At 74.4% G+C, this 24,051-nt stretch carries 17 protein-coding genes; 7 read left to right on the top strand and 10 right to left on the bottom strand.

Annotation, left to right across the window (positions count from 1 at the left end):
• Window positions 1-41 precede the first annotated feature (41 nt).
• Window positions 42-2,432, top strand: coding sequence for a YfhO family protein (locus SLAV_RS22440; RefSeq protein WP_078950393.1), 2,391 nt, complete (start codon window positions 42-44; stop codon window positions 2,430-2,432).
• Between the two features lie 74 nt (window positions 2,433-2,506).
• Here SLAV_RS22440 and SLAV_RS22435 read toward each other — a convergent pair whose 3' ends face one another.
• Together SLAV_RS22435 and SLAV_RS22430 are read right to left on the bottom strand one after the other, a co-directional pair.
• On the bottom strand, window positions 2,507-4,021 hold the full coding sequence (locus SLAV_RS22435) for a serine/threonine-protein kinase (protein ID WP_030231875.1): 1,515 nt from the start codon (window positions 4,019-4,021) through the stop codon (window positions 2,507-2,509).
• Window positions 4,018-4,641, bottom strand: coding sequence for a hypothetical protein (locus SLAV_RS22430; RefSeq protein ID WP_234333665.1), 624 nt, complete (start codon window positions 4,639-4,641; stop codon window positions 4,018-4,020). Before SLAV_RS22430 ends, SLAV_RS22435 begins: the two co-directional genes overlap by 4 nt.
• A 328-nt stretch (window positions 4,642-4,969) precedes the next feature.
• Here SLAV_RS22430 and SLAV_RS22425 point away from each other — a divergent pair, with 328 nt between their 5' ends.
• Together SLAV_RS22425 and SLAV_RS22420 are read left to right on the top strand one after the other, a co-directional pair.
• Entirely contained in the window at window positions 4,970-5,731 is a 762-nt protein-coding gene (locus SLAV_RS22425; RefSeq protein ID WP_158740706.1) for a hypothetical protein, read from the top strand.
• A gap of 31 nt (window positions 5,732-5,762) precedes the next feature.
• Window positions 5,763-6,614, top strand: coding sequence for a hypothetical protein (locus tag SLAV_RS22420; RefSeq protein WP_030231883.1), 852 nt, complete (start codon window positions 5,763-5,765; stop codon window positions 6,612-6,614).
• Between the two features lie 15 nt (window positions 6,615-6,629).
• On the opposite strand, the gene SLAV_RS22415 is transcribed toward SLAV_RS22420, so the two are convergent.
• Together SLAV_RS22415 and mfd are read right to left on the bottom strand one after the other, a co-directional pair.
• Window positions 6,630-7,184 carry a GNAT family N-acetyltransferase gene (locus SLAV_RS22415; protein WP_037687591.1) on the bottom strand — a complete coding sequence of 185 codons (555 nt, stop codon included), beginning with the start codon at window positions 7,182-7,184 and terminating at the stop codon, window positions 6,630-6,632.
• Window positions 7,185-7,222: 38 nt separating this feature from the next.
• On the bottom strand, window positions 7,223-10,759 hold the full coding sequence (mfd, locus tag SLAV_RS22410) for a transcription-repair coupling factor (protein WP_030231888.1): 3,537 nt from the start codon (window positions 10,757-10,759) through the stop codon (window positions 7,223-7,225).
• Window positions 10,760-10,948: 189 nt separating this feature from the next.
• On the opposite strand from mfd, the gene SLAV_RS22405 reads away from it, so the two are divergent.
• Complete coding sequence (locus tag SLAV_RS22405) at window positions 10,949-12,415, top strand: DUF2079 domain-containing protein (RefSeq protein WP_030231891.1); 1,467 nt, start codon at window positions 10,949-10,951, stop codon at window positions 12,413-12,415.
• A gap of 136 nt (window positions 12,416-12,551) precedes the next feature.
• On the opposite strand, the gene SLAV_RS22400 is transcribed toward SLAV_RS22405, so the two are convergent.
• Together SLAV_RS22400 and SLAV_RS22395 are read right to left on the bottom strand one after the other, a co-directional pair.
• A complete protein-coding gene (locus tag SLAV_RS22400) occupies window positions 12,552-15,125 on the bottom strand; it encodes an ABC transporter permease (protein WP_030231895.1) in 2,574 nt (857 codons plus the stop codon).
• Window positions 15,122-15,898, bottom strand: a complete 777-nt coding sequence (locus SLAV_RS22395) for an ABC transporter ATP-binding protein (RefSeq protein WP_388096921.1) — start codon at window positions 15,896-15,898, stop codon at window positions 15,122-15,124. The genes SLAV_RS22400 and SLAV_RS22395 overlap by 4 nt, the downstream gene beginning before the upstream one ends.
• Before the next feature lie 300 nt (window positions 15,899-16,198).
• On the opposite strand from SLAV_RS22395, the gene SLAV_RS22390 reads away from it, so the two are divergent.
• Both SLAV_RS22390 and SLAV_RS22385 read left to right on the top strand, forming a co-directional pair.
• A complete protein-coding gene (locus SLAV_RS22390) occupies window positions 16,199-17,839 on the top strand; it encodes an MFS transporter (protein WP_078950394.1) in 1,641 nt (546 codons plus the stop codon).
• A gap of 76 nt (window positions 17,840-17,915) precedes the next feature.
• Complete coding sequence (locus tag SLAV_RS22385) at window positions 17,916-18,731, top strand: hypothetical protein (RefSeq protein WP_234333666.1); 816 nt, start codon at window positions 17,916-17,918, stop codon at window positions 18,729-18,731.
• Here the strand turns inward: SLAV_RS22385 and SLAV_RS22380 are convergent.
• On the bottom strand, window positions 18,713-19,114 hold the full coding sequence (locus SLAV_RS22380) for a hypothetical protein (RefSeq protein WP_030231905.1): 402 nt from the start codon (window positions 19,112-19,114) through the stop codon (window positions 18,713-18,715). The genes SLAV_RS22385 and SLAV_RS22380 overlap by 19 nt on opposite strands.
• Window positions 19,111-19,656, bottom strand: a complete 546-nt coding sequence (locus SLAV_RS22375) for a CGNR zinc finger domain-containing protein (RefSeq protein ID WP_030231908.1) — start codon at window positions 19,654-19,656, stop codon at window positions 19,111-19,113. Before SLAV_RS22375 ends, SLAV_RS22380 begins: the two co-directional genes overlap by 4 nt.
• Before the next feature lie 81 nt (window positions 19,657-19,737).
• Between SLAV_RS22375 and SLAV_RS22370 the strand changes: the two genes are divergently transcribed.
• Window positions 19,738-20,589 (top strand): alpha/beta fold hydrolase, encoded by an 852-nt coding sequence (locus SLAV_RS22370; protein ID WP_030231910.1) that lies wholly within the window; start codon window positions 19,738-19,740, stop codon window positions 20,587-20,589.
• A 43-nt stretch (window positions 20,590-20,632) separates the two neighbouring features.
• Here the strand turns inward: SLAV_RS22370 and SLAV_RS22365 are convergent, their stop codons facing one another.
• A complete protein-coding gene (locus SLAV_RS22365) occupies window positions 20,633-21,517 on the bottom strand; it encodes a DivIVA domain-containing protein (protein WP_388096834.1) in 885 nt (294 codons plus the stop codon).
• Between the two features lie 135 nt (window positions 21,518-21,652).
• The gene (locus tag SLAV_RS22360; protein WP_100660941.1) at window positions 21,653-24,046 is read right to left on the bottom strand and encodes an SUKH-4 family immunity protein; all 2,394 of its coding nucleotides are present in this window, start codon (window positions 24,044-24,046) and stop codon (window positions 21,653-21,655) included.
• Window positions 24,047-24,051: the final 5 nt, after the last annotated feature.

Here is a 24,051-nt window from a genome sequence, read left to right as displayed (position 1 = left end):
GCCACCGCCCTGCCCACCGTTCCTGGGATGGTCGCTCCACCATGTCGACACAGCAGCTCGCCCCGCCCCGCGTCCCGGACCGTCCCGCCCCCTCCCCCGCGCGCCGCTCCGCGCGGCGGGCCGGCCTGGCGGGGGCGGCGTTCGCGGCGCTGGTCACCGTCGTGGCCGTGTGCGGCGGGGACGCCACCGCGCGCGTCTTCCCGTACGGTCCCCGCCACCGCAGCGTCAACGACCTCGGCAACCAGTTCGTGCCGTTCCACGCGCACCTGTGGGACCTGCTGCACGGGCGGGCGCAGGGCGGTCTCCTCTTCAACTGGCAGTCCGGGTACGGGACCAGCTTCCTGCCCGATCTGGGGACCTATCTGACGAGCCCCTTCGCCGTGCTGGTGGCGCTCTTCCCGCGCCAGGACATCGACCTCGCGGTGTACGTGGTCACCGTGCTGAAGACGGCCGCCGCGGCGGCGGCGATGGCCTGGCTGCTGCGCACCCAGCGGCCGGGTCCGTGGTGGGCCGCGGGACTGCTGGGGGCCTCGTACGCGCTGTGCGGCTGGTCGGTGATCGAGGCCTCCTACAACCCGATGTGGCTGGACGGGCTCATCGCGTTCCCCCTGCTGTGCCTCACCGGCGAGTGGGCGCTGCGCGGGCGGCGGCCGGTGCTCGGGGTGCTGGTGGTGGCGGTGGGCTGGACCGCGAACTTCTACACCGCGTACATGGCCACCCTGGGCGCGGCCCTGGTGCTGCTGGTGCGGGTGGTGCTGACCCGGGAGGGCGTACGGGAGCGGGCCCGGGTGGTCGGACGGGCGGCGGGGACGGTGCTGCTGGGGATCGGGCTGGCAGCGCCGGTGCTGGTGCCGCTGTTCCTGAGCTCGAAGCAGGCCTATCCGGGATGGTCCCGCACGTTCGGTCCGGTGCCGTGGTCCGACCTGTTCGCGCGGCTGATGCCGGCGACGTACTCCTTCAACTCCCCCGCGGTGTTCGTGGGCACCGGGACCCTGCTGCTGGTCGCGGCGCTCCCCTTCCACCGGGCCCTGCCCGCCCGGACCCGGTGGTGGTGGGCGGGGCTGGTGACGGCGGTGCTGCTTTCGCTCCAGTGGGCGCCGACCCACCTGGCCTGGCACCTGTTCGCCACCCCGAACGGGAGCGCGTACCGGCAGACCTTCGTGCTGGCCGGGATCGTGGTGATCGCCGCCTGGACGGGGCTGGCGGCCGGGGTGCCCTCCGGGCGGGCGCTCGCGGCGGGGGCCGCCGTGCTGGCGTCGGCCGGGCTGTGGGCGAGCGGCAGCGCCCTCGCCACCACCTGGGGGTACGCCCTGTCCGCCGGCGGGCTGGCGCTGGCGGCCGGGGCCTGGTGGGCGCTGCGCCGGCCGCGGCTGCTGCTGCCCGCCGCGGGCGTGCTGGCGGCGGTGCTGGTGGCGCAGGCCGCGGCGACGACGGCGTACGGCCACAAGGGCAAGCTGGCCGGGCTGGACGACTACCCGTCCTGGAACGCGGCGCACACCCGGCGCGCCGAGGCCCTCGCGGGCGCCGAGGGCTGGCCCGCGTACCGCACCGACGCGGGCCGGCCGGCACTGTCCGGCAACGACCCGATGCTGCTGGGGGGCGAGGGCGGCTCGTACTACAGCAGCCACACCCCGGACGTGTTCACCCGCACCATGCAGGCGCTGGGCGCGGGCTGGACCTCGCGGGGCCGCAACGTGCAGAGCATCGACAACCCGGTGACGGACGCCGTGTTCGCGGTCGGCGCCCGCCTGAAGCCCGACGGCACGATCGCCCGCGCCGAGGTCCCGCCGCTGGTCACCGTCCACCCCGCGGGGCCCGAACCGGCGTACGGGGAATCCCCCTTCGCCAACCAGGAGCTGCTGCTGGGCGCGCAGGTCTACGAGGACCCGGTCGCGCCCGGGGTCTGCCGGGCGGGGACGGAGGCCTACCTGTGGGCCCCGGAGTACAACGCGACGGCCCGCCTCGCCGGCGGCCGCCCGTTCCGGCTGAACGGCAGCGCCCCCCGCAACCGGGCGGCGCTCCAGCCCCTCGGCACCTCGCGCGGACCCGCCTCCCGGCTGGTCTTCGACCGGCCGGCCCCGCAGCGGTGGGAGCTGTCCTGCCTGGACCGGACCCGCCTGACCGCGGCGGTGTCGGCCCTGCGCGCCTCGGCCGCCACCTCGGTCCGGGTCAGCGCCTCGGGCCTGCGCGCCACCCTGCCGCCGGGCAGCCGGGGTACGGCCGTGGTCGCGGTCCCGGCGATCGCGGGCTGGACCTGCGACGGCCGCCCGGCCTCGTCCCGGCTCGGCCTGCTGGCCGTCCCCCTGGACGGCCGCATCACCACCCTGACCTGCTCCTTCCGCCCCCCGGGCCTGGTGGCGGGCACGACGGCGGCCGGCCTGTCGGCACTGGTGGTGCTCGGCCTGGCACTCAGGCGGCGGCGGACGCGGTGACCCGGGCGCCCCGGGCGCCCCGGGCGCCGGGGAGCCGGTTCCCCGGGGCCGGGCGTCCGGTCCCGGCCGGGAGGTCAGCGCACCTGGCCCAGCCACTGCAGGGTGCGGCGGACGTCCACCGCGAGGGGGTGGCCCGGCCCGTGGACGCGGTCCGTGTCGTACAGGAGGCGGACCAGGGTGTCGTGGGCCGCCGGGCGGTCGCCCAGCGACAGCAGCAGGTGCGCTATCCGGCGCCGGACCTCCAGGGGGAGCCCCGGGTCCGGATTGGCGTAGTGGTTCTCGAACAGGGGCAGCAGCGACCGGTACTCGGCCAGGGCCGCCGTCGGCTCGCCGAGCTGCTCCAGGCACTGCGCGGCGTCGTAGCGCAGGCGCAGCGCCTGCGGGTCCCCGGCCGGGAACTCGTCCGCGAGGCGGCGCAGTTCGGGCAGGGCGCGGCGGAACTGGCCGTCGTCCATCAGGGTGGCGGCGTACTGCTTGCGCAGCGAGCGGACCACCGGGGAGTGCTCGCCGTGCTCGGCGGCCGCCGCCGGGAGGATCCCCCCGAGGATGTCCACGGCCCGGGTGAGCTGCCCCTGGTCGAGCAGCTTGCGGGCCTCGTCCACCGCGCCGGGGATGTCGGGCCGGGGCGGCGCGGGCGGGTCGGCGGGCCGGGGCGGGATGGCGGCGGCCCGGTCCGGCCAGGGTGCCTGGGGGCGCAGGAAGGGGCGGGTGGGGTCGAGGGGGCCGGCCGGGGAGCGGCTGCCGCGGGCCGGGAGCAGGGGTTCGAGGGCCTCGTAGACCTCCTGCGCGGAACCGGGGCGGTCCTGCGGGTCCTTGGCGAGGAGGCGCAGCAGCAGCGCCTCCAGCTCCGGCGGGATCTCGGGGCGCAGCGGGCGCACCGGGGCCGGGGGCTCGTAGAGGTGGCGGTGCAGGACGCCGAGGGCGGTGGATCCGGCGAAGGGGACGTTACCGGTGAGGAGTTCGTAGAGCAGCACGCCGAGGGCGTACAGGTCGGTGTAGGGGCCGACGGCGCCGCCCATCGCCTGTTCGGGCGCCATGTAGGCGGGGCTGCCGATCGGGGAGCCGGTGCTGGTGAGGCGGGTGGTGTCGGTGTCCATCACGGAGGCGACGCCGAGGTCCAGGACGAGCACGGTCCCGTCGGGCCGGACCATCACGTTGCGGGGCTTGAGGTCGCGGTGGACGATCGGCACCGCGTGCACGGCGGAGAGCACGGCGCACAGCTGCGCGACCACCGCGACCGCCCAGGGCCACGGGTACGGGTCGTGGGCGGCGAGGTGGTCGGCGAGGTCGGAGCCCTCGACGTAACCCATGACGAGGTAGAGCTCGTCTCCGTCGCTGCCGGCGTCGTGGACGGTGACCAGCCCGGGGTGGTCGACCTGGGCGGTGACGCGGCATTCGCGCACGAAGCGGCGGCGCAGCTCCTCGGCGACGGTGCCGGGGCCGGCCACCCGGTCGGGGCGCAGCAGTTTGACGGCGACGCGCCGGTCCAGGCGGCGGTCGTAGGCCGTCCACACCTGGCCCATGCCGCCTTGGCCGAGGACGGTGGCGAGCTGGTAGCGCTCGCCGATCAGACGTTCGGTCCCGGTCACCGGTTCGGGTCCTGGAACGCCGTGCTGTTCGGGTCCTGGTAGGGGCCGCCGGGCCGCGGGGGCTGCGGCGGGCGGGCCGGGCCCTGCTGCTCCCGGCCGGGGCCCTGGCCCTGGCCCTGGCGGCGCAGGAGTTCGCTGAGCTCGTCGAGTTCGGCGCGGACCTGCCCGAGGCGCGGCGGCGGCGGCGTCTGCGGGGGGACCTGCGGGGGCGCCGGCACGGGGGTCGGGTTCCCCGCGGGCGGGTAGCCGTAGGAGGGGACGGTCTGCTGCCCGCCGTACGGGGTCTGCGGGCCGGCCGGGTACCAGGGCGCGGCCCCGACGGCCGGGGCGGGGCGCTTGTTCTCGTGGTGGCGGATGTCGGCGACCAGGTGGTAGACGCAGATCGCGAAGCCCGTGAAGATCGAGCCACCGGCGCCCAGGTTGCCCTGCCAGCCGTTGACTTCGGCCGTCGGGTCCATCTCGATCAGGGTCAGCCAGACGACCGACAGCACCCCGGTGATGACCAGCAGCGCCCAGTCCCGCCCCTTGCGGGTGAGGATCGCGAGCCGCAGCATCGACCCCCAGGCGAAGAACCCGCAGCTGAGGAGCGGCAGCGCCGTGAACAGCACGCGCAGCGTCATCTCGCTCCCGGAAAGGGAACGGTGGCCGTGGGGGCCTTGCTGCGGCGGGAGGCCGGGGCCGTGCATCGGTGCTCCTGACGAGGCGTACGGAAGGGTGCGGGTCTGAGCGTATACAGCCTTTCCGGCCGTCCGTGAGGGGAAGACCCCAACCGTTGCAGGGTCGCGGCCCGGCCGGTCCCGGGGGCCGGATCCGGCGGCCGCGCCGGGGCGCAGAGCCTCTCCAGCGGTCCTCCGGGCCGCCGTGGTTAGCCTCTGGGGTTCTGATCGATCCCAGGGGGGACCCGTCTTGCGCACCGCACCGCCCGTACCCGTACCCATACCCGTGTCCGTGGCCGCACTCGCCTGCGCGGCCCTGCTGGCCGCCACCGCCACCGCCTGCGGGCCCGGGTCCGCAGGCGCGGCGGCGCAGCGCACGCCGTCGGCCTCCGCCCCGGCGCCCGACCCGCTCGCGGGCCGGGACCCGGCCGCCGTCCTGCGCTCCGCCTACGAGCAGACGGAGTCGGCCGACTCCAAGGAGGCGACCTTCCAGCGCACGATCGGCGCCCGTCAGATCAGGGCGGACCTGTCCTTCGAGGGCGACGGCTCGTGCTGGGGCAGGGTCACGGTCTTCCGGGCCGGAACGGGGGAGGTCCTGATGGAGGACGGCAGGCTCTCCTTCAGGGGCGATGCCGGATTCCTCAAGGACCACTTCGGGGACGCCCCCGTCAAGGCCCCCGACACCGAGGACGGCTGGTTCGACGTCAGGCCCGCCGACCCCTCGGTCGCCCACCTCCTCGCCCTGTGCAAGGAGGGCTACCCCTCCCGCGCCTTTCCGGCGGAGCGGACCGGGATCCACCGGGAGCCGGACACCTACCAGAACGGCAAGCCGGTGGCGGTGTTCACCTCGAAGGGCCCCGGCGGCGTCCAGCTGATCGACCACGTGCTGCTGGAGGGCGAGCCGTACCTCGTCAAGCACTGGCAGCGGGGCGGCGCGGACGCCGGCAGCGCCGAGTACCGCACGGTGCGCCGGTCCGGCTCCCCGGCCGGCGGGGCGTCCCGGGCCGGGGCCGCCCCCGCCGTGTCACAGGCACCCTCTACGCTCGACGGCTGAGCCTGTTCGCCGTTCCACGGGGGGATCCGAAATGCGCAGCCGTACGAAGACCAGCGCGGCGGCCCTCGCCGCCACGGCCCTGATCGGCGCGGGTCTGACGGCCTGCGTGCCCGGGGGCGGCGCCGGCAGGGCCGCGTCCGTGGGGCGCGAGGCCCGCGCGGCGCAGGCCCCTTCGCCCTCGGCCCCGGACGGGGCTCCGGCGCCCGCCCGCAGCGGCGGCCCGCTCACCGAGCGGTCCGGGCAGGAGATCCTGACGGAGGCCTACGAGACCACGCGCAAGGCGGAGTCGGCGCACGTCACCGCGAAGGTCGACTACCAGGGCAAGCCGATGCAGATAGACCTGTCCCTCGACAAGAAGGGCAACTGCAACGGCGCCGTCCGCCTGGACGGCATGGGCCGCCTCGACATCATCAAGTCCAGCGAGCTGGTGCACTTCCGGGGCGATGCCGCCTACTGGAGGGGCGCGGCCCGGCAGCGCAACACCCCGCAGAAGCAGACGGACCAGATGGTGGCCGCGCTCGCCGACCGGTGGGTGAAGGTCCCCGTCTCCGATCCGCGGGCCGCGTCGATGACGGGCAGCTGCGACCTCGACAAGCTGACGGGCGACTTCGGCAAGGGGAGCCCGCTCGCCCGCAAGGGCCAGACCACCACCGTCGACGGCAAGCCGGCGCTGGCGGTCACCTCCCCGTCCCGGCAGGGCACGCAGACCGACTACGTCGCCACCGAGGGCAAGCCGTACGTGCTGAAGTCGGCGGTCAGCGGGGACGCCCCCGGCGAGGCGCTGTTCTCGGCGTTCGACGTCCCGGTCGACACGGCGTCCCCGCAGGACTCCGACGTCCTGGACCTGTCGAAGATCGGCGGCCCGGCGGGCGAGGCCGTCTGAGCCGCCGCTCCGGCGTCAGGCGCGGGCCCGCCGCACGTGCAGGTGGCCGCTGAGGGGGAACTCGGGCGGCGCGGCGGGCAGGGTCGCCTCGAAGGCGTACCCGCTCTTGGCGGCCACGCGGCAGGACGCCTCGTTGTCCTCCTGGTGCAGGAGGTCGAGGCGTTCCAGCCCGGCCCCGGCGAAGGCGGCGAACGACCAGGCGGTGAGGGCCTCCAGGGCGCGCGGGGCGACGCCGCGGCCCCGCGCGTGCGCCGCCGTCCAGTAGCCCACCTCGGCGGACGGGCCGTCCGCGTCCGGCCGCTTGAGGGCGGTGTTGGCCACCAGCAGTCCCGAGTCCTCCTCCAGCACGGCGAAGCCGAACCGCCGGCCCTCGGCCCAGTCCCGCCGGTGGTCCTCCACGAACATCAGCCCGTCGCGCTCGCTGTCGACCGGGTAGCGGGTCCAGCGGCGCAGCACCGGGTCCCGGTACGCGCTCCGCAGGGCGGGCACGTCCGCCTCCTCCCAGGGGCGCAGCAGCAGGGCGGGACGGTCCGGCTGCGCCGGGCAGCGCAGGGCGACGGAGGAAGGGATCACCGTCCGATGATAGGCAGCCCGGCCGGCCGGGCTGCCTAGGAGCCGAGGATCGTGGTGAGGAACTCCCCGGTCCAGGCGAGGAGTTCACGCCCGACCAGCGGCTTCCCGCCCACCCGGGCCGTCTTCGGGCGCGGCACCAGCACCTGCGAGGTCGCGGGCTTGAGCACCGTCCCCGGGTAGAGCCGCTTGAGCCGCAGCTCCTGCGATTCGCGCAACTCCACCGGCCCGAAGCGGATGTTGGGCCCCTGGAGGGTGATGTCGCCGACCCCGCAGGCCCGCGCGAGCATCCGCAGTCCCGCCACCAGCAGCAGGTTCTCCACCGGCTCGGGCAGCTTGCCGTAGCGGTCGGTGAGCTCCTCGCGCACCGCCTTGATGTCGGCCTCCGAGTTCGCCGAGGCGATGGACCGGTAGGCCTGCAGGCGCAGCCGCTCGCCGGGCGCGTAGTCGTGCGGGACGTGCGCGTCGACCGGCAGCTCGATCTTGACCTCCAGCGCCGGCTCCTCCTCCGCCCCGCCCTCGATGGCGGCCCGGTAGTCGGCCACGGCCTCGCCGACCATCCGGATGTACAGGTCGAAGCCGACGCCCGCGATGTGTCCGGACTGCTCGCCGCCGAGCAGGTTGCCCGCGCCTCGGATCTCCAGGTCCTTCATCGCCACGTACATGCCGGCGCCCATCTCGGTGTGCTGGGCGATCGTCGCGAGCCGCTCGTGCGCGGTCTCCGTCAGCGGCTTCTCCGGCGGGTACAGGAAGTACGCGTACCCGCGCTCGCGCCCGCGCCCGACGCGGCCGCGCAGCTGGTGCAGCTGGGAGAGGCCGAAGTTGTCGCCGCGCTCCACGATCAGGGTGTTGGCGTTGGAGATGTCGATGCCGGACTCGACGATCGTCGTCGAGACGAGCACGTCGAACTTCTTCTCCCAGAAGTCCACGACGACCTGCTCCAGGGCCTGTTCGGACATCTGCCCGTGGGCGGTCGCGATGCGCGCCTCGGGCACGATCTCGCGGAGCCTGGCGGCGGCCCGGTCGATGGACTCGACCCGGTTGTGGATGTAGAAGCACTGGCCCTCGCGCAGCAGTTCGCGGCGCACGGCCGCGCCGATCTGCTTCTCCTCGTACGGGCCGACGAAGGTCAGGACCGGGTGGCGCTCCTCGGGCGGGGTGGTGATGGTCGACATCTCGCGGATGCCGGTCACCGCCATCTCCAGGGTGCGCGGGATCGGCGTCGCGGACATCGTCAGCACGTCCACGTTGGCGCGCAGCTTCTTCAGCTGCTCCTTGTGCTCGACGCCGAAGCGCTGCTCCTCGTCGACGATGACCAGGCCGAGGTCCTTGAACTTCGTCTCCTGCGAGAAGAGGCGGTGGGTGCCGATGACGACGTCGACCGAGCCCTCCTTCAGCCCCTCAAGGGTGGCCTTGGACTCGGTGTCGGACTGGAAGCGGGACAGCGCCTTCACGTTGACGGGGAACTGGCTGTAGCGCTCGGAGAAGGTCCCGAAGTGCTGCTGCACGAGCAGGGTGGTGGGGACGAGGACGGCGACCTGCTTGCCGTCCTGCACCGCCTTGAAGGCCGCGCGGACGGCGATCTCCGTCTTGCCGTAGCCGACGTCGCCGCAGATCAGCCGGTCCATGGGGACGGACTTCTCCATGTCCTCCTTGACCTCGGCGATGGTGGTGAGCTGGTCGGGGGTCTCCGCGTACGGGAAGGCGTCCTCCAGCTCGCGCTGCCAGGGGGTGTCCGGGCCGAAGGTGTGGCCGGGGGCCGCCATGCGGGCGCTGTAGAGCTTGATGAGGTCGGCGGCGATCTCCTTGACGGCCTTCTTCGCGCGCGCCTTGGTCTTGGTCCAGTCGGCGCCGCCGAGCCGGTGCAGGGTGGGGGCCTCGCCGCCGACGTACTTGGTGACCTGCTCCAGCTGGTCGGTGGGGATGTAGAGGCGGTCGCCGGGCTGGCCCCGCTTGGCGGGGGCGTACTCGACGAGGAGGTACTCGCGGGTGGCGCCCTGGACGGTGCGCTGCACCATCTCGATGTAGCGGCCGACGCCGTGCTGCTCGTGGACGATGTAGTCGCCGACCTCCAGGGTGAGGGGGTCGACGGACTTGCGGCGCCGGGTCGGCATCCGGCCGAGGTCCTTGGTGGCGGTGCGCTGCCCGGTGAGGTCGGTCTCGGTCAGGACGGCCAGGCGCAGGGCCGGGTCGACGAAGCCGTTGTCGAGGGAGCCGCAGGAGACGTGCACGACGCCCGGTTCCAGGGCCGGCAGGTCGGCCTCCAGGCGGGCCGCGATGCCCTCGCCGCCCAGCACCTCCACGGTGCGTGCCGCCGGGCCGTGGCCCTCGGTGAGGTAGACGGTGTGCCAGCCGTCGGCGATCCAGCCCTTGGTGTCGGCGAGCGCCCGGGCGGTGTCGCCGCGGTAGGCCTCGGGGGCGCGCATCCCCAGCTTGAGGGTGTCGCCGCCCGCCAGGTCGACGTCCTCGGCGGCGAAGGGGGAGACCGACCACCACATCATGCCGAGCTCTCGGGCGTGGTCGCGGACGTCGGCGATGCCGCGCAGCGAGGCCGCGCCGACGTCGATGGGGGCCTCGCCGCCGCCCGCGGTGGCGGCCCAGGAGGCCATCAGGAACTCCTGGGAGGTCGCCACCAGGTCGGCGGCCCGGGTCCGTACCCGCTCCGGGTCGCAGACCACGGCCATGGCCCCGGCGGGCAGTACGTCGATCAGCAGTTCCATGTCGTCGACGAGGACCGGCGCGAGGGACTCCATGCCCTCGACCGCGATCCCCTCGGCGATCTTGTGCAGCAGTTCGCCCAGTTCCGGGTGGGCCTCGGCCAGCGCCGCCGCCCGCTCGCGCACCTCGTCGGTCAGCAGCAGCTCCCGGCAGGGCGGGGCCCACAGGCCGTGCTCGGCGATCTCCAGGGAGCGCTGGTCGGCGACCTTGAAGTAGCGGATCTCCTCGACCTCGTCGCCCCAGAACTCCACGCGCAGCGGGTGCTCCTCGGTGGGCGGGAACACGTCGAGGATGCCGCCGCGCACGGCGAACTCGCCGCGCTTCTCGACCAGCTCGACGCGCGCGTACGCCGCCGCCGCGAGCGCCTCGGTGACCTCCCCGAGGTCGGTGCTCTGGCCCTGGCGCAGGCTGACGGGCACCAGGTCCCCGAGCCCCTTGACCTGCGGCTGGAGCACGGAACGGATGGGGGCGACGACCACCGAGACGGGACCGGCGGCCGGGTCGTCCTTGCTCGGGTGCGCGAGCCGGCGCAGTACCGCGATGCGGCGGCCGACGGTGTCGCTGCGCGGGCTGAGGCGCTCGTGCGGCAGCGTCTCCCAGGAGGGGTAGTCCACCACCCCGTCGGCCGGCAGCAGCGAGCGCAGCGCGGCGGCCAGGTCCTCGGCCTCCCGCCCGGTGGCGGTGACCGCGAGGACGGTCCGCTGCGTACGGGCGGCCAGCGCGGCGATCGCGAAGGGCCGCGCGGCGGCCGGACCGACGAGGTCCACGTGCATGCGGTTGCCGTCCCCGGCCGCCGTGACCGCCTCGGCGAGGGCGGGGTCCCGGGTGACGGCGTCGAGCAGTCCGTGCAGGCTCATGAAGGCGGCTTTCCGTCCTGAGGGAAGGGTGTGGAGGCGTCGAGGGGCAACGCGAAGGACCCGACACGTGAACGGGCCGGGGGTTCCCACCCTACGACGCGGGTGTGACGCCCGCGCGGGGGATTGCGGCCTCCGCACGGGTGAGGGGCCGGAGCGACCCGCTCCACTCCGGGATGACAATCTGTCCTTATGTCCACGTCCGGGAGCCCCCAGACCGCCGAGGAGCCCGCGGGCGGACCCGCCGCGCCCTCCCCTCCGGCCTACGCCCGCCCGCCCGCCGCCGGGCGGACCCGCCTGGCGGCGCGGGCCGTACGCGCGGCCCCGTACGCACTGGTCTGCGCGCTGTTCCTGGCGTACGCGACGCTCTCCGTCTGCCGCCACCGGCGGATGGAGGAGTCCTCCTGGGACCTGGGGATCTTCGAGCAGGCGGTCAGGGCCTACGCCCACTTCCGGGCCCCGGTGGTGGACCTCAAGGGCCCCGGGGCCCTCGTCCTCGGCGACCACTTCAGCCCCGTCATCGCCCTGATCGGCCCCCTCTACCGGGTCTTCCCGAGCCCGGTCACCCTGCTCGTGGTGCAGGCGGCGCTGCTCGCGCTGTCCGCGCTGCCGGTCACCCGGGCCGCGTCCCGCCTCCTCGGGCACGCCCGCGGGCTCGCGGTCGGGGCGGCGTACGGGCTGTCCTGGGGGCTCCAGCGGACCGTCGACTTCGACTTCCACGAGGTCTGCTTCGCGGTGCCGCTGCTGGCCTTCGCGCTGGAGGCGCTGCTCGCGCGCCGGTGGCGGGCCGCGCTGCTGTGGGCGCTGCCGCTGCTGCTGGTCAAGGAGGACCTCGGGGCCACCGTGGCGGCGCTGGCGCTGGTGGTCGCCTGGCGGGCCAGGGGCGCGGACCGGCGGGCCGCCCGGCTCGCGCTCGCCGTCGCGGTGGCCGGGGTGGTGGTGGCCGTCCTGGTCTTCACCGTGGTGATACCCGGCTTCGCCCTGGACGGGTACACCTACTGGGAGAAGATGGGCAAGGGCGGCGGCCCCTTCCAGGGGTACGGCACGAAGCTCGCCACCCTCGCCTGGCTGCTGGTGCCCACCACCGGGCTGCTGGCGCTGCGCTCCCCGCTGCTGCTGGTGGCCGTGCCCACCCTCGGCTGGCGGTTCGTGTCGAGCGACCCGTACTTCTGGTCCACCGACTTCCACTACAGCGCCGTCCTGATGCCGGTCGTCTTCCTCGCCCTGGCCGACGCCCTGGACACCGTCCGGCGCGACCGGCGGCCGTGGCTGCGCTCGTACGCCCACCAGCTGCCCGCCGCCGTGCTCGCCGCGGCCCTGGCGCTGAGCGCGACCAGCCTGCCGCTGGCCCGGCTCGGGGAGCGGGACACCTACCGCAAGCCCGCCCGGGTGGCCGCCGTGGAGAAGCTGCTCGCGCGGATCCCGGACGGGGCGGGGGTGGAGGCCGACATCGGCGTGCTGAGCCGGCTGGCCTCGCGCTGCCGGGTCTTCTGGATCGGCAACACCCGGGGCGTGCTCCCCGCCTACCTGACCTTCGACAACTCCTCCGGCTGGGCCGGGCAGGACCCGGTCGACTACGCCGCGCGGCTGCATCCGGGGTCCCGGTTCGTCCTGGTGGGCGAGGCGGGCGGGGTCGTCCTGCTCCAACGGGTGGCCTGAGCCGGACCCGGACGTACGCCGGCCCCGGCCCGTCCTCGCGGACGGGCCGGGGCCGGCGCGCTTCCCCCGTGTCTCCCCCGTTGGTTCCCCCGTTGTCCCCCCCGTTCTTTCCCCCCGTACGACCGGTCCGCGCCGACTACTCGCTGGCGATCGCGTTCAGTACGTTCATCCGCCCCGCCCGGAAGGCCGGGACCAGTGCGGCGAACAGGCCCACCAGGGCCGAGCCGGCGAAGACACCGATGATCGTCGGCCACGGGATCTCCAGCACCTTCAGGCCCTGGAGGGCGAGGAGCTGCTGCGCGGTGGCGCCCCAGCCCATGCCCAGCCCCAGGCCCAGCAGGGCGCCGAAGAGGGCGATGACCACCGACTCCAGACGGATCATCCGGCGCAGCTGGCGGCGGGAGAGGCCGATGGCGCGCATCAGGCCGATCTCGCGGGTCCGCTCCACCACCGAGAGGGCCAGGGTGTTCACGACGCCCAGCACCGCGACGATGATCGCGAGCGCGAGGAGGCCGTAGACCATGTTGAGCAGCTGCCCGACCTGGTCCTTGAGGTCCTGCTTGTAGTCGGTCTGGTTGAGCACCTTGTACTGCGGGTACCCGGCCATGGCCGCCTTGAGGGCCGTGTAGGCCTCGTCGGCCTGTCCCGGCTTGGCCTTGGCCAGCAGCATGAAGGGGCGGGCCAGCTGGTCGGCCGGGAGGTTCGCCTCGGCGGTCGCGGTGCTGATGTACTTCACGCCCTTGTCGAGGTTGCCCTCGTCCGAGGTGATCGCGGCGACCTTCAGCCGGACCGTCTTGCCCCCGGTGAAGGCGACCGTCATCTCGTCGCCGATCTTGACGTGGTGCTGGTCGGCGTAGAGCGAACCGACCGACATGGAGCCGGGCGCGTACGCGTCCTTGTGCGCCCCGGCGGTCGTCTTGCGGCGCACGTCCTGGGCGTACGTCGGGTCCGTGACGCTCAGGCCGGTCTGCAGGCTGCTCCCGTCGGGCGCGGTGACCTTGGCGTCCACCTCGCGGTAGGCCGTGACGTGGTCCAGGCCCTTGACGGCGCGCAGGGCCTCCTCGGCCTGCGGCATGACCGGCTGTCCGGTCTGGGAGCTGACGATGTAGTCGGCGCCCACCGTCCGGTCGAGCTCGTCGGTGGCCGAGGCCACCATCGAGGAGCCGACCACCGACAGGCAGGCGACCAGCGCCAGTCCGATCATCAGCGCGGCGGCCGTGGCGCCGGTACGGCGCGGGTTGCGCAGCGCGTTGCGTTCGGCGAGCCGGCCCACGGAGCCGAAGGGCCGCAGCACAGGGGCGGCGAGCACCCGTACCACCACGCCGGCCAGCAGCGGGCCGATCACGATGAAGCCGATGAGGGTGAAGAGCACGCCCAGGGCCAGCCACAGCGATCCGGCCGAGGCCTTCTCGGCGGCGCCGGCGAGGAACAGGGCCGCGCCGCCGATCCCGGTGAGGACCAGTCCGAGGACCGCGCGGACGGTACCGGCCTTGCGGTCGCCGGGGGTGCCGGCGTCGCGCAGGGCGGCCATCGGGGAGACCTTGCCGGCCCGGCGGGCCGGGATGTAGGCGGCGACGACGGTGACGATGATGCCGAGGAGCAGGCCGACGACCGGGGTCGTCCACTTGACGGTCAGGTCGTCGGTGGACAGGTGCATGCCCATCTGGCCCATGAGCTTCATCAGGCCGACGGCCAGGCCCACGCCCGCCGCGACTCCGGCGAGCGAGCCGACCACACCGAGCAGGAAGGCCTCGACGAGAACGGACCGGTTGATCTGGCCGCGGTCGGAGCCGATGGCGCGCATCAGGCCGATCTCGCGGGTCCGCTGGGCGACCAGCATCGAGAAGGTGTTGAAGATCAGGAAGATGCCGACGAGGAAGGCGATGCCGGCGAAGCCGAGCATCACGTACTTCATGACGTCGAGGAAACCCATGTCCTTCTTGTTCTCGGCCGCGGCCTCCTTGGCGGTCTGCAGCTTGTACGTGTCCGCGCCGATGGCCGCCGCCACGTCCTTCTTGAGCTGTTCGTCGCTGACGCCTTCCTTGGCGGTGACGTTGACGTGGGTGAACACGCCGGTCGCGCCGAGGAGCTTGTCCTGCGCGGTGGCGGTGTCGAAGTAGACGATGGCCGCGCCCGGGTTGGTGACCGTGAAGGAGGCGATGCCGCTGATCTTCGTACGGATGTCACCGGTGACGGCGATGGTGCGCAGCTCGTCCCCGAGCGCCAGGTGGTGCTTCTCGGCGGTGTCGGCGTCGATCATCACCTCGGTGGGGCCGCGCGGGGCCCGGCCGGAGGTGATCTTCATGGACTTGAGTTCGTTCTCGGTCCAGTTGCCCGCGATGGTCGGGGCGCCGGTGCTCGACCCCATGTTCTCGTTCTTGGAGTTGACGACCGTGACGGCGGTCGAGAAGACGCCGCCCTCCGCGGACTTGACGCCCGCGGCCGCGCGGACGCTCTCCACGGCCGAGGCGGGCAGCACCTGCGGCTTGCCGCGGTTCTGGTTCTCCTCGCCCTCGGCCGGCGCCTTGGGGCTGACGGTGACGTTGGAGCTGGTGACCGCGAACAGCTTGTCGAAGGTGGTGTTCATGGTGTCCGTGAACACCAGCGTGCCGCAGACGAAGGCGACGGAGAGCAGTACGGCGATGGCGGAGAGCGCCATCCGGCCCTTGTGCGCGAAGAAGTTGCGACGCGCGGTCTTCATGACGGTCACGAGGTCCGCCCGCGCGCATCGAAGTCCTTCATGCGGTCGAGGACCTGCTCGGCGGTGGGGGCGTACATCTCGTCGACGATGCTGCCGTCCGCCAGGAAGATGACGCGGTCCGCGTAGGAGGCGGCGACCGGGTCGTGGGTGACCATCACGATGGTCTGGCCCAGCTCGTCCACCGACCGGCGCAGGAAGCCGAGGACCTCGGCGCCGGCCCGGGAGTCCAGGTTTCCGGTCGGCTCGTCGCCGAAGATGATCGCCGGACGCGCGGCCAGCGCGCGGGCGACCGCCACGCGCTGCTGCTGGCCGCCGGAGAGCTCGGTCGGGCGGTGCTTGAGGCGGCCGGCGAGGCCCACCGTCTCGACGACCCGCTCCAGCCACTGCGGCTCGGGCTTGCGGCCCGCGATGTCCATGGGGAGGGTGATGTTCTCCAGGGCGTTCAGCGTCGGCAGCAGGTTGAAGGCCTGGAAGATGAACCCGATCTTGTCGCGGCGGAGCTGGGTGAGCTTCTTGTCCTTCAGCCCGGTGATCTCGGTGCCGTCGAGCTCGATCCGTCCGCTGGTGACGGTGTCCAGCCCGGCCAGGCAGTGCATCAGGGTGGACTTGCCCGAGCCCGAGGGGCCCATGATCGCGGTGAACTGGCCGCGGTGGACGTCCACGTCGACGGCGTTCAGGGCGACGACACGGGTCTCGCCGGAGCCGTAGGCCTTGACGACCTCGCGCGCCCGGGCCGCGACGGTGCTCTGGCCACCGGTCCCTCCGTGCCTGGTTTCGGTCATCGCCGTTGTCACGGTGTTCTCCCCCGTTGTGTTTCGTCTGCGCGCCTGAATGCGTCGCCGCCGTGAAGTCTGCGGTGCGGGGGGTGTCCGGCGCCCTGGTGCCCTTCGCCGTATCCACCGGGGGGTTAACCCCACCCCCACGGCCCCTTCCGTAGGAACCAGTTAAGGACGCCGGGGGACCTTCGGCCTCATCCGCCGGGACGAAAGTCCCCTGCCCCCTTGTGGGGAGACACCCCTAGGGGATGTCCACCCTTCGGGCGATCCGGTGTAGGGGATACCGGGGATCGCACCCCCGGTGAGATGGTGTTGTCCGCCGACGAGGGGGACAGGGTGGGGTCAGGGAAGAGCGGGGCGGACGCCGCGGGGCGGGGAACACCGGCGGCGGCCGCAGGTCCGTCCGCGGGCGGGGTTCCCGCCGCGGCCGCTCCCGCGACCGCCGCCGCGGCCGGTGCGCGAAAGCGCCCGCCCACCGCCGTCGTGGTCTCGCTGATGCTGAACATGGCCCTGGTCGCCCTGGACAGCACGATCGTCTCCACCGCCGTCCCCCAGATCGTCGGGGACCTCGGCGGGTTCTCGGTCTTCACCTGGCTCTTCTCCGGCTACCTCCTCGCGGTCACCGTCACCCTCCCCGTCTACGGCGGGCTGAGCGACACCCTCGGCCGCAAGCCCGTGCTCCTCTTCGGGACGGCCCTCTTCCTCCTCGGCTCCGTGCTGTGCGCGTCCGCCTGGAACATGGCCGCGCTGATCGCCTTCCGGATCGTCCAGGGGCTGGGCGGCGGCGCCCTGCAGAGCACCGTGCAGACCCTGGCCGCCGACCTCTACCCGCTCCGGGACCGCCCGCGCATACAGGCCCGGATGACCACCGTGTGGGCGAGTTCCTCCCTGATCGGCCCGGCCCTCGGCGGTCTGCTCGCCGCCTACGCGGGCTGGCGCTGGACCTTCCTGATCAACGTGCCGCTCGCCGGGCTCGCCCTGTGGCTGACCGCCCGCCACCTCGTGGAGCCCGTACGCTCCCCCGGCCGCCGGGGCCCGGTCGACTGGGCCGGGGCCCTCGGCGTCTTCGCCTGCGGCGGGCTGCTGCTCTCCGCGCTGGTGCAGGGCGGGGTCGCCTGGCCCTGGCTGTCGGCGCCCTCGCTGGGGCTGCTCGGCGCGAGCGCGGTCCTGGCCGCCGTGGTGGTCCGGATCGAGCGGCGGGCGGCCCTGCCGATCCTGCCGGGCTGGGTGTGGCGCCGGCGCACCATCGCCGCCGTCAACCTGGCGCTCGGCGCGCTCGGGCTGCTGATGGTCGCCCCGATGGTGTTCATGCCGACCTACGCGCAGTCCGTGCTCGGCCTCGGGCCGGTGGGGGCCGGCTTCGTGATGGCGCTGATGACCCTGAGCTGGCCGCTGTCGGCCGCCCTGTGCCAGCACGTCTACCGGCGCATCGGCTTCCGTGACACCGCCGTCCTCGGCATCTCCCTCGCGGCGGTCATCCTGTTCGCCTTCACCCTGCTGCCGTATCCCGCCCGGCCGTGGCAGCCCGCACTCGTCATGCTGCTGCTGGGCGCCGCCCTCGGGCTGTTCCAGCTGCCGCTGATCGTCGGCGTGCAGTCCACGGTGGGCTGGGCCGAGCGGGGCACCACGACGGCCTCCGTGCTCTTCTGCCGCACCGTCGGGCAGAGCGTGGGGGCCGCGCTGCTGGGGGCGGTGGCCAACGCGACCGTCGCCGCCCGGCTGGCGGACTCACCGGCCGCGGGGTCCCCGGAGCGGCTCGACGACGTGTCACGGGCCCTGGCCGAGCCGGGCTCCCTGACCCCGGCCGCCTCGGACCACCTGCGCTCGGCGGTCGCGGCGGCCGTGGACCACATCTTCCTGGGCGCGACGGCCGCCGCCGTGGCCGCCCTGCTGGTGCTGCTGCTGGTGGCGCCGCGACGGTTCCCGGTGCTGCCGGAACAGGAGTAGCCGCCACCCGGCAGACTTGTCATGCCCGGACCCATTGGGTGACCCTCTTCCCCTGGACCGCACCCGGGGGGACGACATGGCATCCGCACTCTGCGCACTGGTGTTACTGGCCGCGCTGGCCGGCCCCGCCGGCCTGCGCCTGTACCGCCGGCCGGGCGCGGTGACCGGCCGCGACGGCCGGCTCTCCACCTCCACCGCCCTCGCGCTGGCCTGGACCCTGATCCTGGTCTGGCTGCTGGTCTCGATCCTCGGGTACGGGCTGACCGCGGGCGGCGGCGTACGGTACTTCGACGGCCCGGACGGCCCCCTGTCCTCCCTGACCTCCGTCTACCTCCCGCTGCTCGGCGGCCCCTACGTGGCCCTGATCGCGGCGAAGACGGTCGTCGGGATGCGGGTGGAGAGCGGCACCCTGGCCAAACCGGCGCCGCGGCCCACCGCCACCGGCCGGCGCCCGCTGCGCGAACTGATCGCGAACGACAGCGGCCGCACCGACCTCGTGGACCTCCAGTACGTGGTCCTGAGCGGCGTCACGATGCTCTACGTCGTCCTGTTCTTCCTCTCCGACGTGCGCGCGGGACTCCCGCGGCTGCCGTCCGAGATCTGGGCCCTGACCGGCGCCCCGGCGGGGGCCTACCTGGTGAACAAGCTGGCCACCCGCGCCAACCCGGTCATCACCCACGTCGAAGCCGCCGACGGCCTGCTCACGGTGGAGGGCGGCGGCTTCACCGAACCCCGCCTCACGGTGGACGACACCGCCCTCCCGGCCACCGCGGACCCGGCGACGGGCGCCCTGACGGCGCCCCTCCCGGCCACGGCGCGGCCCCCGTTCACGGTGGTGGTCACCTCCCGCGGGCTGCGCAGCGACCCGTACCGCTACGTGCCGGCCGGGTAGCCGGCCTCGTCCGGGCCGATGCGGTTGACGCGCCACCCCTCGGGGGTCTCGGTCAGGGTCAGCGCCCCGATCCACTCCGCCCCGTCCGGCGGGTACTCCCACGCGTCCGGGTCGGCCAGCACCGCGGGCAGCTCCGCACGCGGGACCGGCTCGCCCGGTTGACAGCCGGGCGTGCCGTCGGGGGCGGTCCACGGCGCGACCCGGCGCACCTCCACCCAGCCCCGGTCGACGAGTTCGAGCAGCATCGCGGCCAGCGCGGAGACCGGCAGTTCCTTGTCCTCCTCCGCCAGGTCGCCCCAGACCCCGGGCAGGATGTCGATCTCGAACGCGTTGATCATGAACGCCCGACGGCTCTCGTCGAGCGTCGCCCACTCCTCGCTCACGCGCCGGCCTCCTTGTGACGGGCGTAGTAGCGGGCAACCCGGGCCCGGTTGCCGCAGACCGACGCCACGCACCAGCGGCGCCGCGGGTGCGCGGGGAGGAACAGCAGCACGCAGCCCTCCGCCTCGCAGCGGCGGACCGACGTCACCCGGGGGTCCGTCGCCAGCTCCGCCACCGCCTGCGCCAGCTCCGCCGCCAGCCGCCGCGCCGGGTCGGCCGGCCGGCGCGGGGCGGCCGTCAGCCCGGCCCCGTCCGTCCAGGCCAGCTCGGTGTGCGAGGGGGCGGCGGCGAGGAAACCGTTCAGCGCGCGCAGCGCCCCCTCCGGCGGCGGCCCGCCCTGCCGGACGGCGTCCAGCACCGGCCCGGCCGCCTCCCGGACGGCCCGTACGGCGGACACCTCGGCCCGTCCCACGGCGCCGACCGGCTCCAGCCGCCCGGACTGCTCCCCGATCCAGGCCGCGAGGCCCTCGGGGGCGTCGAGCAGCTCCCCCGCGTTCAGCAGGTCCAGGGCGAGGGGCTCACCCACAAGCGGAAACGAAACCATGGAACTAACTCTACCAACCACCCTTGACCCATTAGCCGCACTCCCTCAGACTAACGCCAACGAACCCCAAGGAGGCATGTGATGCCGATCCACCGCACCGTCGACGTCGACGGCGTGTCCGTGGCCTACCGCGAGAGCGGTCCCGCCGACGCCCCCGTCCTGCTGCTGCTGCACGGCTTCCCCACCGCCTCCCACCAGTTCGCACGCCTGATGGACGCGCTCGGCGACGCCCCGTACCGGCTGATCGCCCCCGACTACCCCGGCTTCGGCCGGACCGCGGCCCCGGACGGGTTCACGTACACCTTCGACCGGCTCGCGGACATCGTGGAGGGCTTCACCGACGCCCTCGGCCTGGACCGCTACGCGCTCTACGTCTTCGACTTCGGCGCACCCGTGGGCCTGCGCCTGGCCACCCGCCGGCCGGACCGCGTCACGGGCCTGATCGTCCAGAACGGCAACGCGTACGACGAAGGCCTCTCGGACGCGGCCCGGGAATTCGCCGGGCTCACCCGCGACGTCCCCGGCAACGAGGAACGCGTCCGGCGCCTCTTCACCGAGGAGGGCACCCGCTTCCAGTACGAGACCGGGGTCGCGGACCCCTCCCTCGTCTCACCGGACAACCGGACCCTGGACGTCCACTACCTCGGCCTGCCGGGCCGCGCCGACGCCCAGGCCGACCTGGCCTTCGACTACTCCGGCAACTTCGCGCACTACCCCGCCTGGCAGACCTGGCTGCGCGACACCCGCCCGCCGCTGCTGGTCGTCTGGGGCGCGGGCGACCCCTTCTTCACCCCGGCGGGAGCGCAGGCGTACCGGCGCGACGTACCGGACGCCGAGATCCACGTCTTCGAGGGCGCGGGCCACTTCGCCCTGGAAACCCACCTCACCACCATCGCCCCCCTGATCGCCACCTTCCTGACGAAGCACCTCTGAGCGACCGGGGGCGGGCCTCCACCGGGCCGGCGGGGGCGGGGCCCTACCCCTCCGCCGGCGCCCGCCCCGTGAGCGCCGCCAGGCTGGACCGCACGTGGTTCATGTGGGCCCGCATCTCCTCCTGTGCCTCCTCGTGCTCCCGCAGCACCCGGTCCGTCTCCCGCCCCACCCGTTCCTCCCGCACCCGCGCCTGCGCGATCAGCTCCGCGGCCCGCGCCTCCGCGTCCTCCTGCCCGTGCCGCGCCGTCTCCTCCGCCTCGGCGAACCCCCGCCGCGCCTCAGCCAGCCGCGCCTCCGCCAGCCGCTCCAGCTCCGCGTTCCTCGCCTCCAGCTCCGCCTCGCGCGCCGCCAGTTCCCGCCCGGCCGCGTCCCAGCGCTCCGCGTGCTCCTGCTCCCGCTCCGCGAGCAGCGCCTCCGTCCGCCGCCGCATCTCCCCGAGCGCGGCCACCGCCTCCGCCCGCCAGAGCGCCGCGTCCTCCCGCGCCTCCGCCCGCGCCGCGTCGGCCTCCCGCTGCGCCCGCAACAGCCCCTGCCGCGCCCGGACCTCGGTCTGCTCCCGCACCGCCTCCGCGTCGTGCCGCGCCAGTTCCGCCACCCGGTCGGCGTGCGCCTCGGCCGCGCCCTTCGCCTCCACCGCGTCGGCCCGCGCGTCGCTGCGCAGGACCTCCGCCTCCTCCTGGGCGAGCGAGAGGATCCGCCGGGCGCGCTCGCTCAGCTCGTCGTACGTCTGCGGGGCCAGCTCCGCGACGGCTACCCGCAGCCGCTCCGCCTCCGCCTCCATCCGCTTGGCCAGGACGGTCAGCCGCGCCACCCGTTCCCACGCCTCGTCCCGGCTCCCGGACAGGCGGGCCAGGTACCGGTCGACCTCTTCGGTCCGGTAGCCGCGACCTCTCACGGTCGAGAAACCCTGAGGTCCGTGAGGTGACATGGGTGCACTCATCCTGGAAGCGCCTCTCTCGCGGGGATTGCTGACAAGGATGCGTCATTTGGCGCCAGAAGCCGGAATGGCCGGGCCGGGACCCCGTTCGAAGGTCCCGACCCGGCCGTACATCCGATCATCCGATCAGAGGAGCCCGTCCCACATCTGCTCCAGCAGCACCGACCACCAGCTCTCCGGAGAGGCCAGCGCCGCACTGTCGAGGCCCGCCAGATTCGCCTGGAAATCGACGGTCCAGCGGCCCGCCTGTTCCGGCGTCAGATGCTGCCTCAGGCGCCACATGTGACCCAGCATCGCCAGCGAACGCGCGAACTGCGGCAGGCTCGAATTCACGAACTGCGGCGGTACGGGCGCCCCTCCGGGTCCGGCCTCCACCGGAACCGCCACTATGTGCGCCGTCCCGTACTGCACGCAGAGCGCCTTGCCGAAGTCGCTGCCGACCACCAGGTACGAACCCGCGTCGGACGCCGGCTGGACCTGCCGCTGCGCCGCCAGCTCGGCCAGCGTCGGCACCGGCTGGCCCGGCACGGCCTGCGCCCAGAAGAACGGCCCGAAGTCGACGGGCAGACCGGCCCACATCAGGGTCTGCGCCACGATCTCCGGCACGCCCTGACGGGACACCGCCCGCTGGTCGAAGCGGAACACGCCCTGCGGCCCGAAGGCGCCGGCCAGTTCCTGCGCGATGGCGTCCATCGGGATGGCCGGCTGCAGCGGCACCTGCGGCAGCGGCGCCCGCACCGGCGCGGGACGCGCCGGCCCGTCGGCCACCTGGTGCAGCTCACCCTGATGGGTGAGCAGGTGCCGCATGCCCTGCTGACGTCCCGCGTGGTCGGTCCCGTACGGGGCCACGCTGGTGATCCGCACCTGCGGCCAGGTCTCCCGGATCATCCGGGCGCAGTAACCGCCGGGCAGCTCGCAGGAGGCCAGCTCGGTGTGCAGCTCCAGCACCTGCTGGGGCGGCACGTTGAGCGCGCGGAGCTCGTAGAGGATCTGCCACTCGGGGTGCGGGGTACCGGGCGCCGAGCGCCGGATGATCTGCTGCTCGGAGCCGTCGGGCGCACGGTAGCGCAGCACGGCCTGGTAGCCGGGGCCGACGGTGGGCGCGCCGGACGGGGCCGGGGGCTGCTGCGGAGCCGGACCGCGCGGCGGACCGGCCGGCGCACCGGGCGGCGGGCCGGGCGGCTGCACGACGGCGGGCCCGGCCAGCATGGTCGCCGCATGGTCCAGCCCCCCACCGGGAGCACCAGGCGCACCAGGCGCACCGGGAGCCATGGGCGGCGGCACCATCCCCGGCGCCGCCAGCATGGTCGCGGCATGATGCGCCCCGCCCCCGGGAGCACCGGGAGCACCGGGCGGCGGGGTCGGCGGACCGGGCGGACCCGGCGGCCGGGGCGGCTGCACGACGGCGGGCCCGGCCAGCATGGTCGCCGCATGGTCCAGCCCCCCACCGGGAGCACCAGGCGCACCAGGCGCACCGGGAGCACCGGGAGCACCGGGCGCACCGGGAGCGGCCGGCGGCGCGCCAGGTGGCGCCGGAGGACCGGGCGGCTGCACCACGGCGGGCCCGGCGAGCATGGTCGCGGCGTACTGCGCCCCACCCCCGGGCGCACCAGGAGCACCGGGCGCACCCGGAACACCGGGAGCCGGAACCGGCGGTACCGGCGCACCCGGCTGACCCGGCGGCTGCTGCTGAAGCGGCTGAGGCGGCTGGTGCGGCTGAGGCGGCTGCTGGACCCCGCCCCGACCCGGCGCCTGGGCCCGGCTCGTCGGGGCGTCGGCGATCGAGCCGGCCCCGTCCGGGATCCCCAGCACCGGGGCGACCGTGGTCTTCGGCAGCTGGCTGCCGCCCGCCATCAGCGTGGTCTTGGCCTCCGGGGCCACCCCGGAGGGGGCCGACGGGCCGTCCTCCAGATCGGTGCCGGACAGCGGCGGTGCGAACACCGTTGCGGGCAGCGGCACGGAGGCCCCGTCCCCGCCGGAGTTCACATCGGTACCCGCCCACGGCGTGGACCCGGACGGCACCCCGTCGCCGGCGGCCGGCTCGCGGGAGACCTCGCCCTCGCGCCGCAGCGGCACCGGCTCGGCCGCGGAACCGGCAGCCGCGGCAGCCGCGGGGGCCGCGGGAGCCGGGGCCGCCGGCGGGATCCCCGCCCGGTCCGCCGCCTCCTGCAGCCACTCCGGCGGGCTCAGCATGAAGGAGGTCTGCTCCGAGTCGATCCGCGGCGGCGGCACCGAGGCCTCCGCGGCGGCCGCCACGGCGGCGGCCCCGTACTCCTCCTCGTAGCGCCGGATGACCTCGCCGACCGGCAGCCCCGGCCACAGGGTCACCTCACCGCTGTCCCGCGCGATGACCAGCCGCTGCCGGCCCCCGCCGGACACCGGACCGGCCGCCCGGTCCTCGGCCCACACCACGAAGCCCAGCCCGAACTCCCGTACGCGCACCTCCCGGTGCTGGTACGCGGGCACGTCCCCGTTGATCCACTCTTCGGCGCGCTCCTGCGCCTGCGCAAACGTCACCACGGCGT

The organism is Streptomyces lavendulae subsp. lavendulae (assembly GCF_002803845.1).
In the GTDB taxonomy this organism is placed as follows: Bacteria; Actinomycetota; Actinomycetes; order Streptomycetales; family Streptomycetaceae; genus Streptomyces; species Streptomyces lavendulae.
This window is presented reverse-complemented; position numbering and strand designations above follow the sequence as displayed.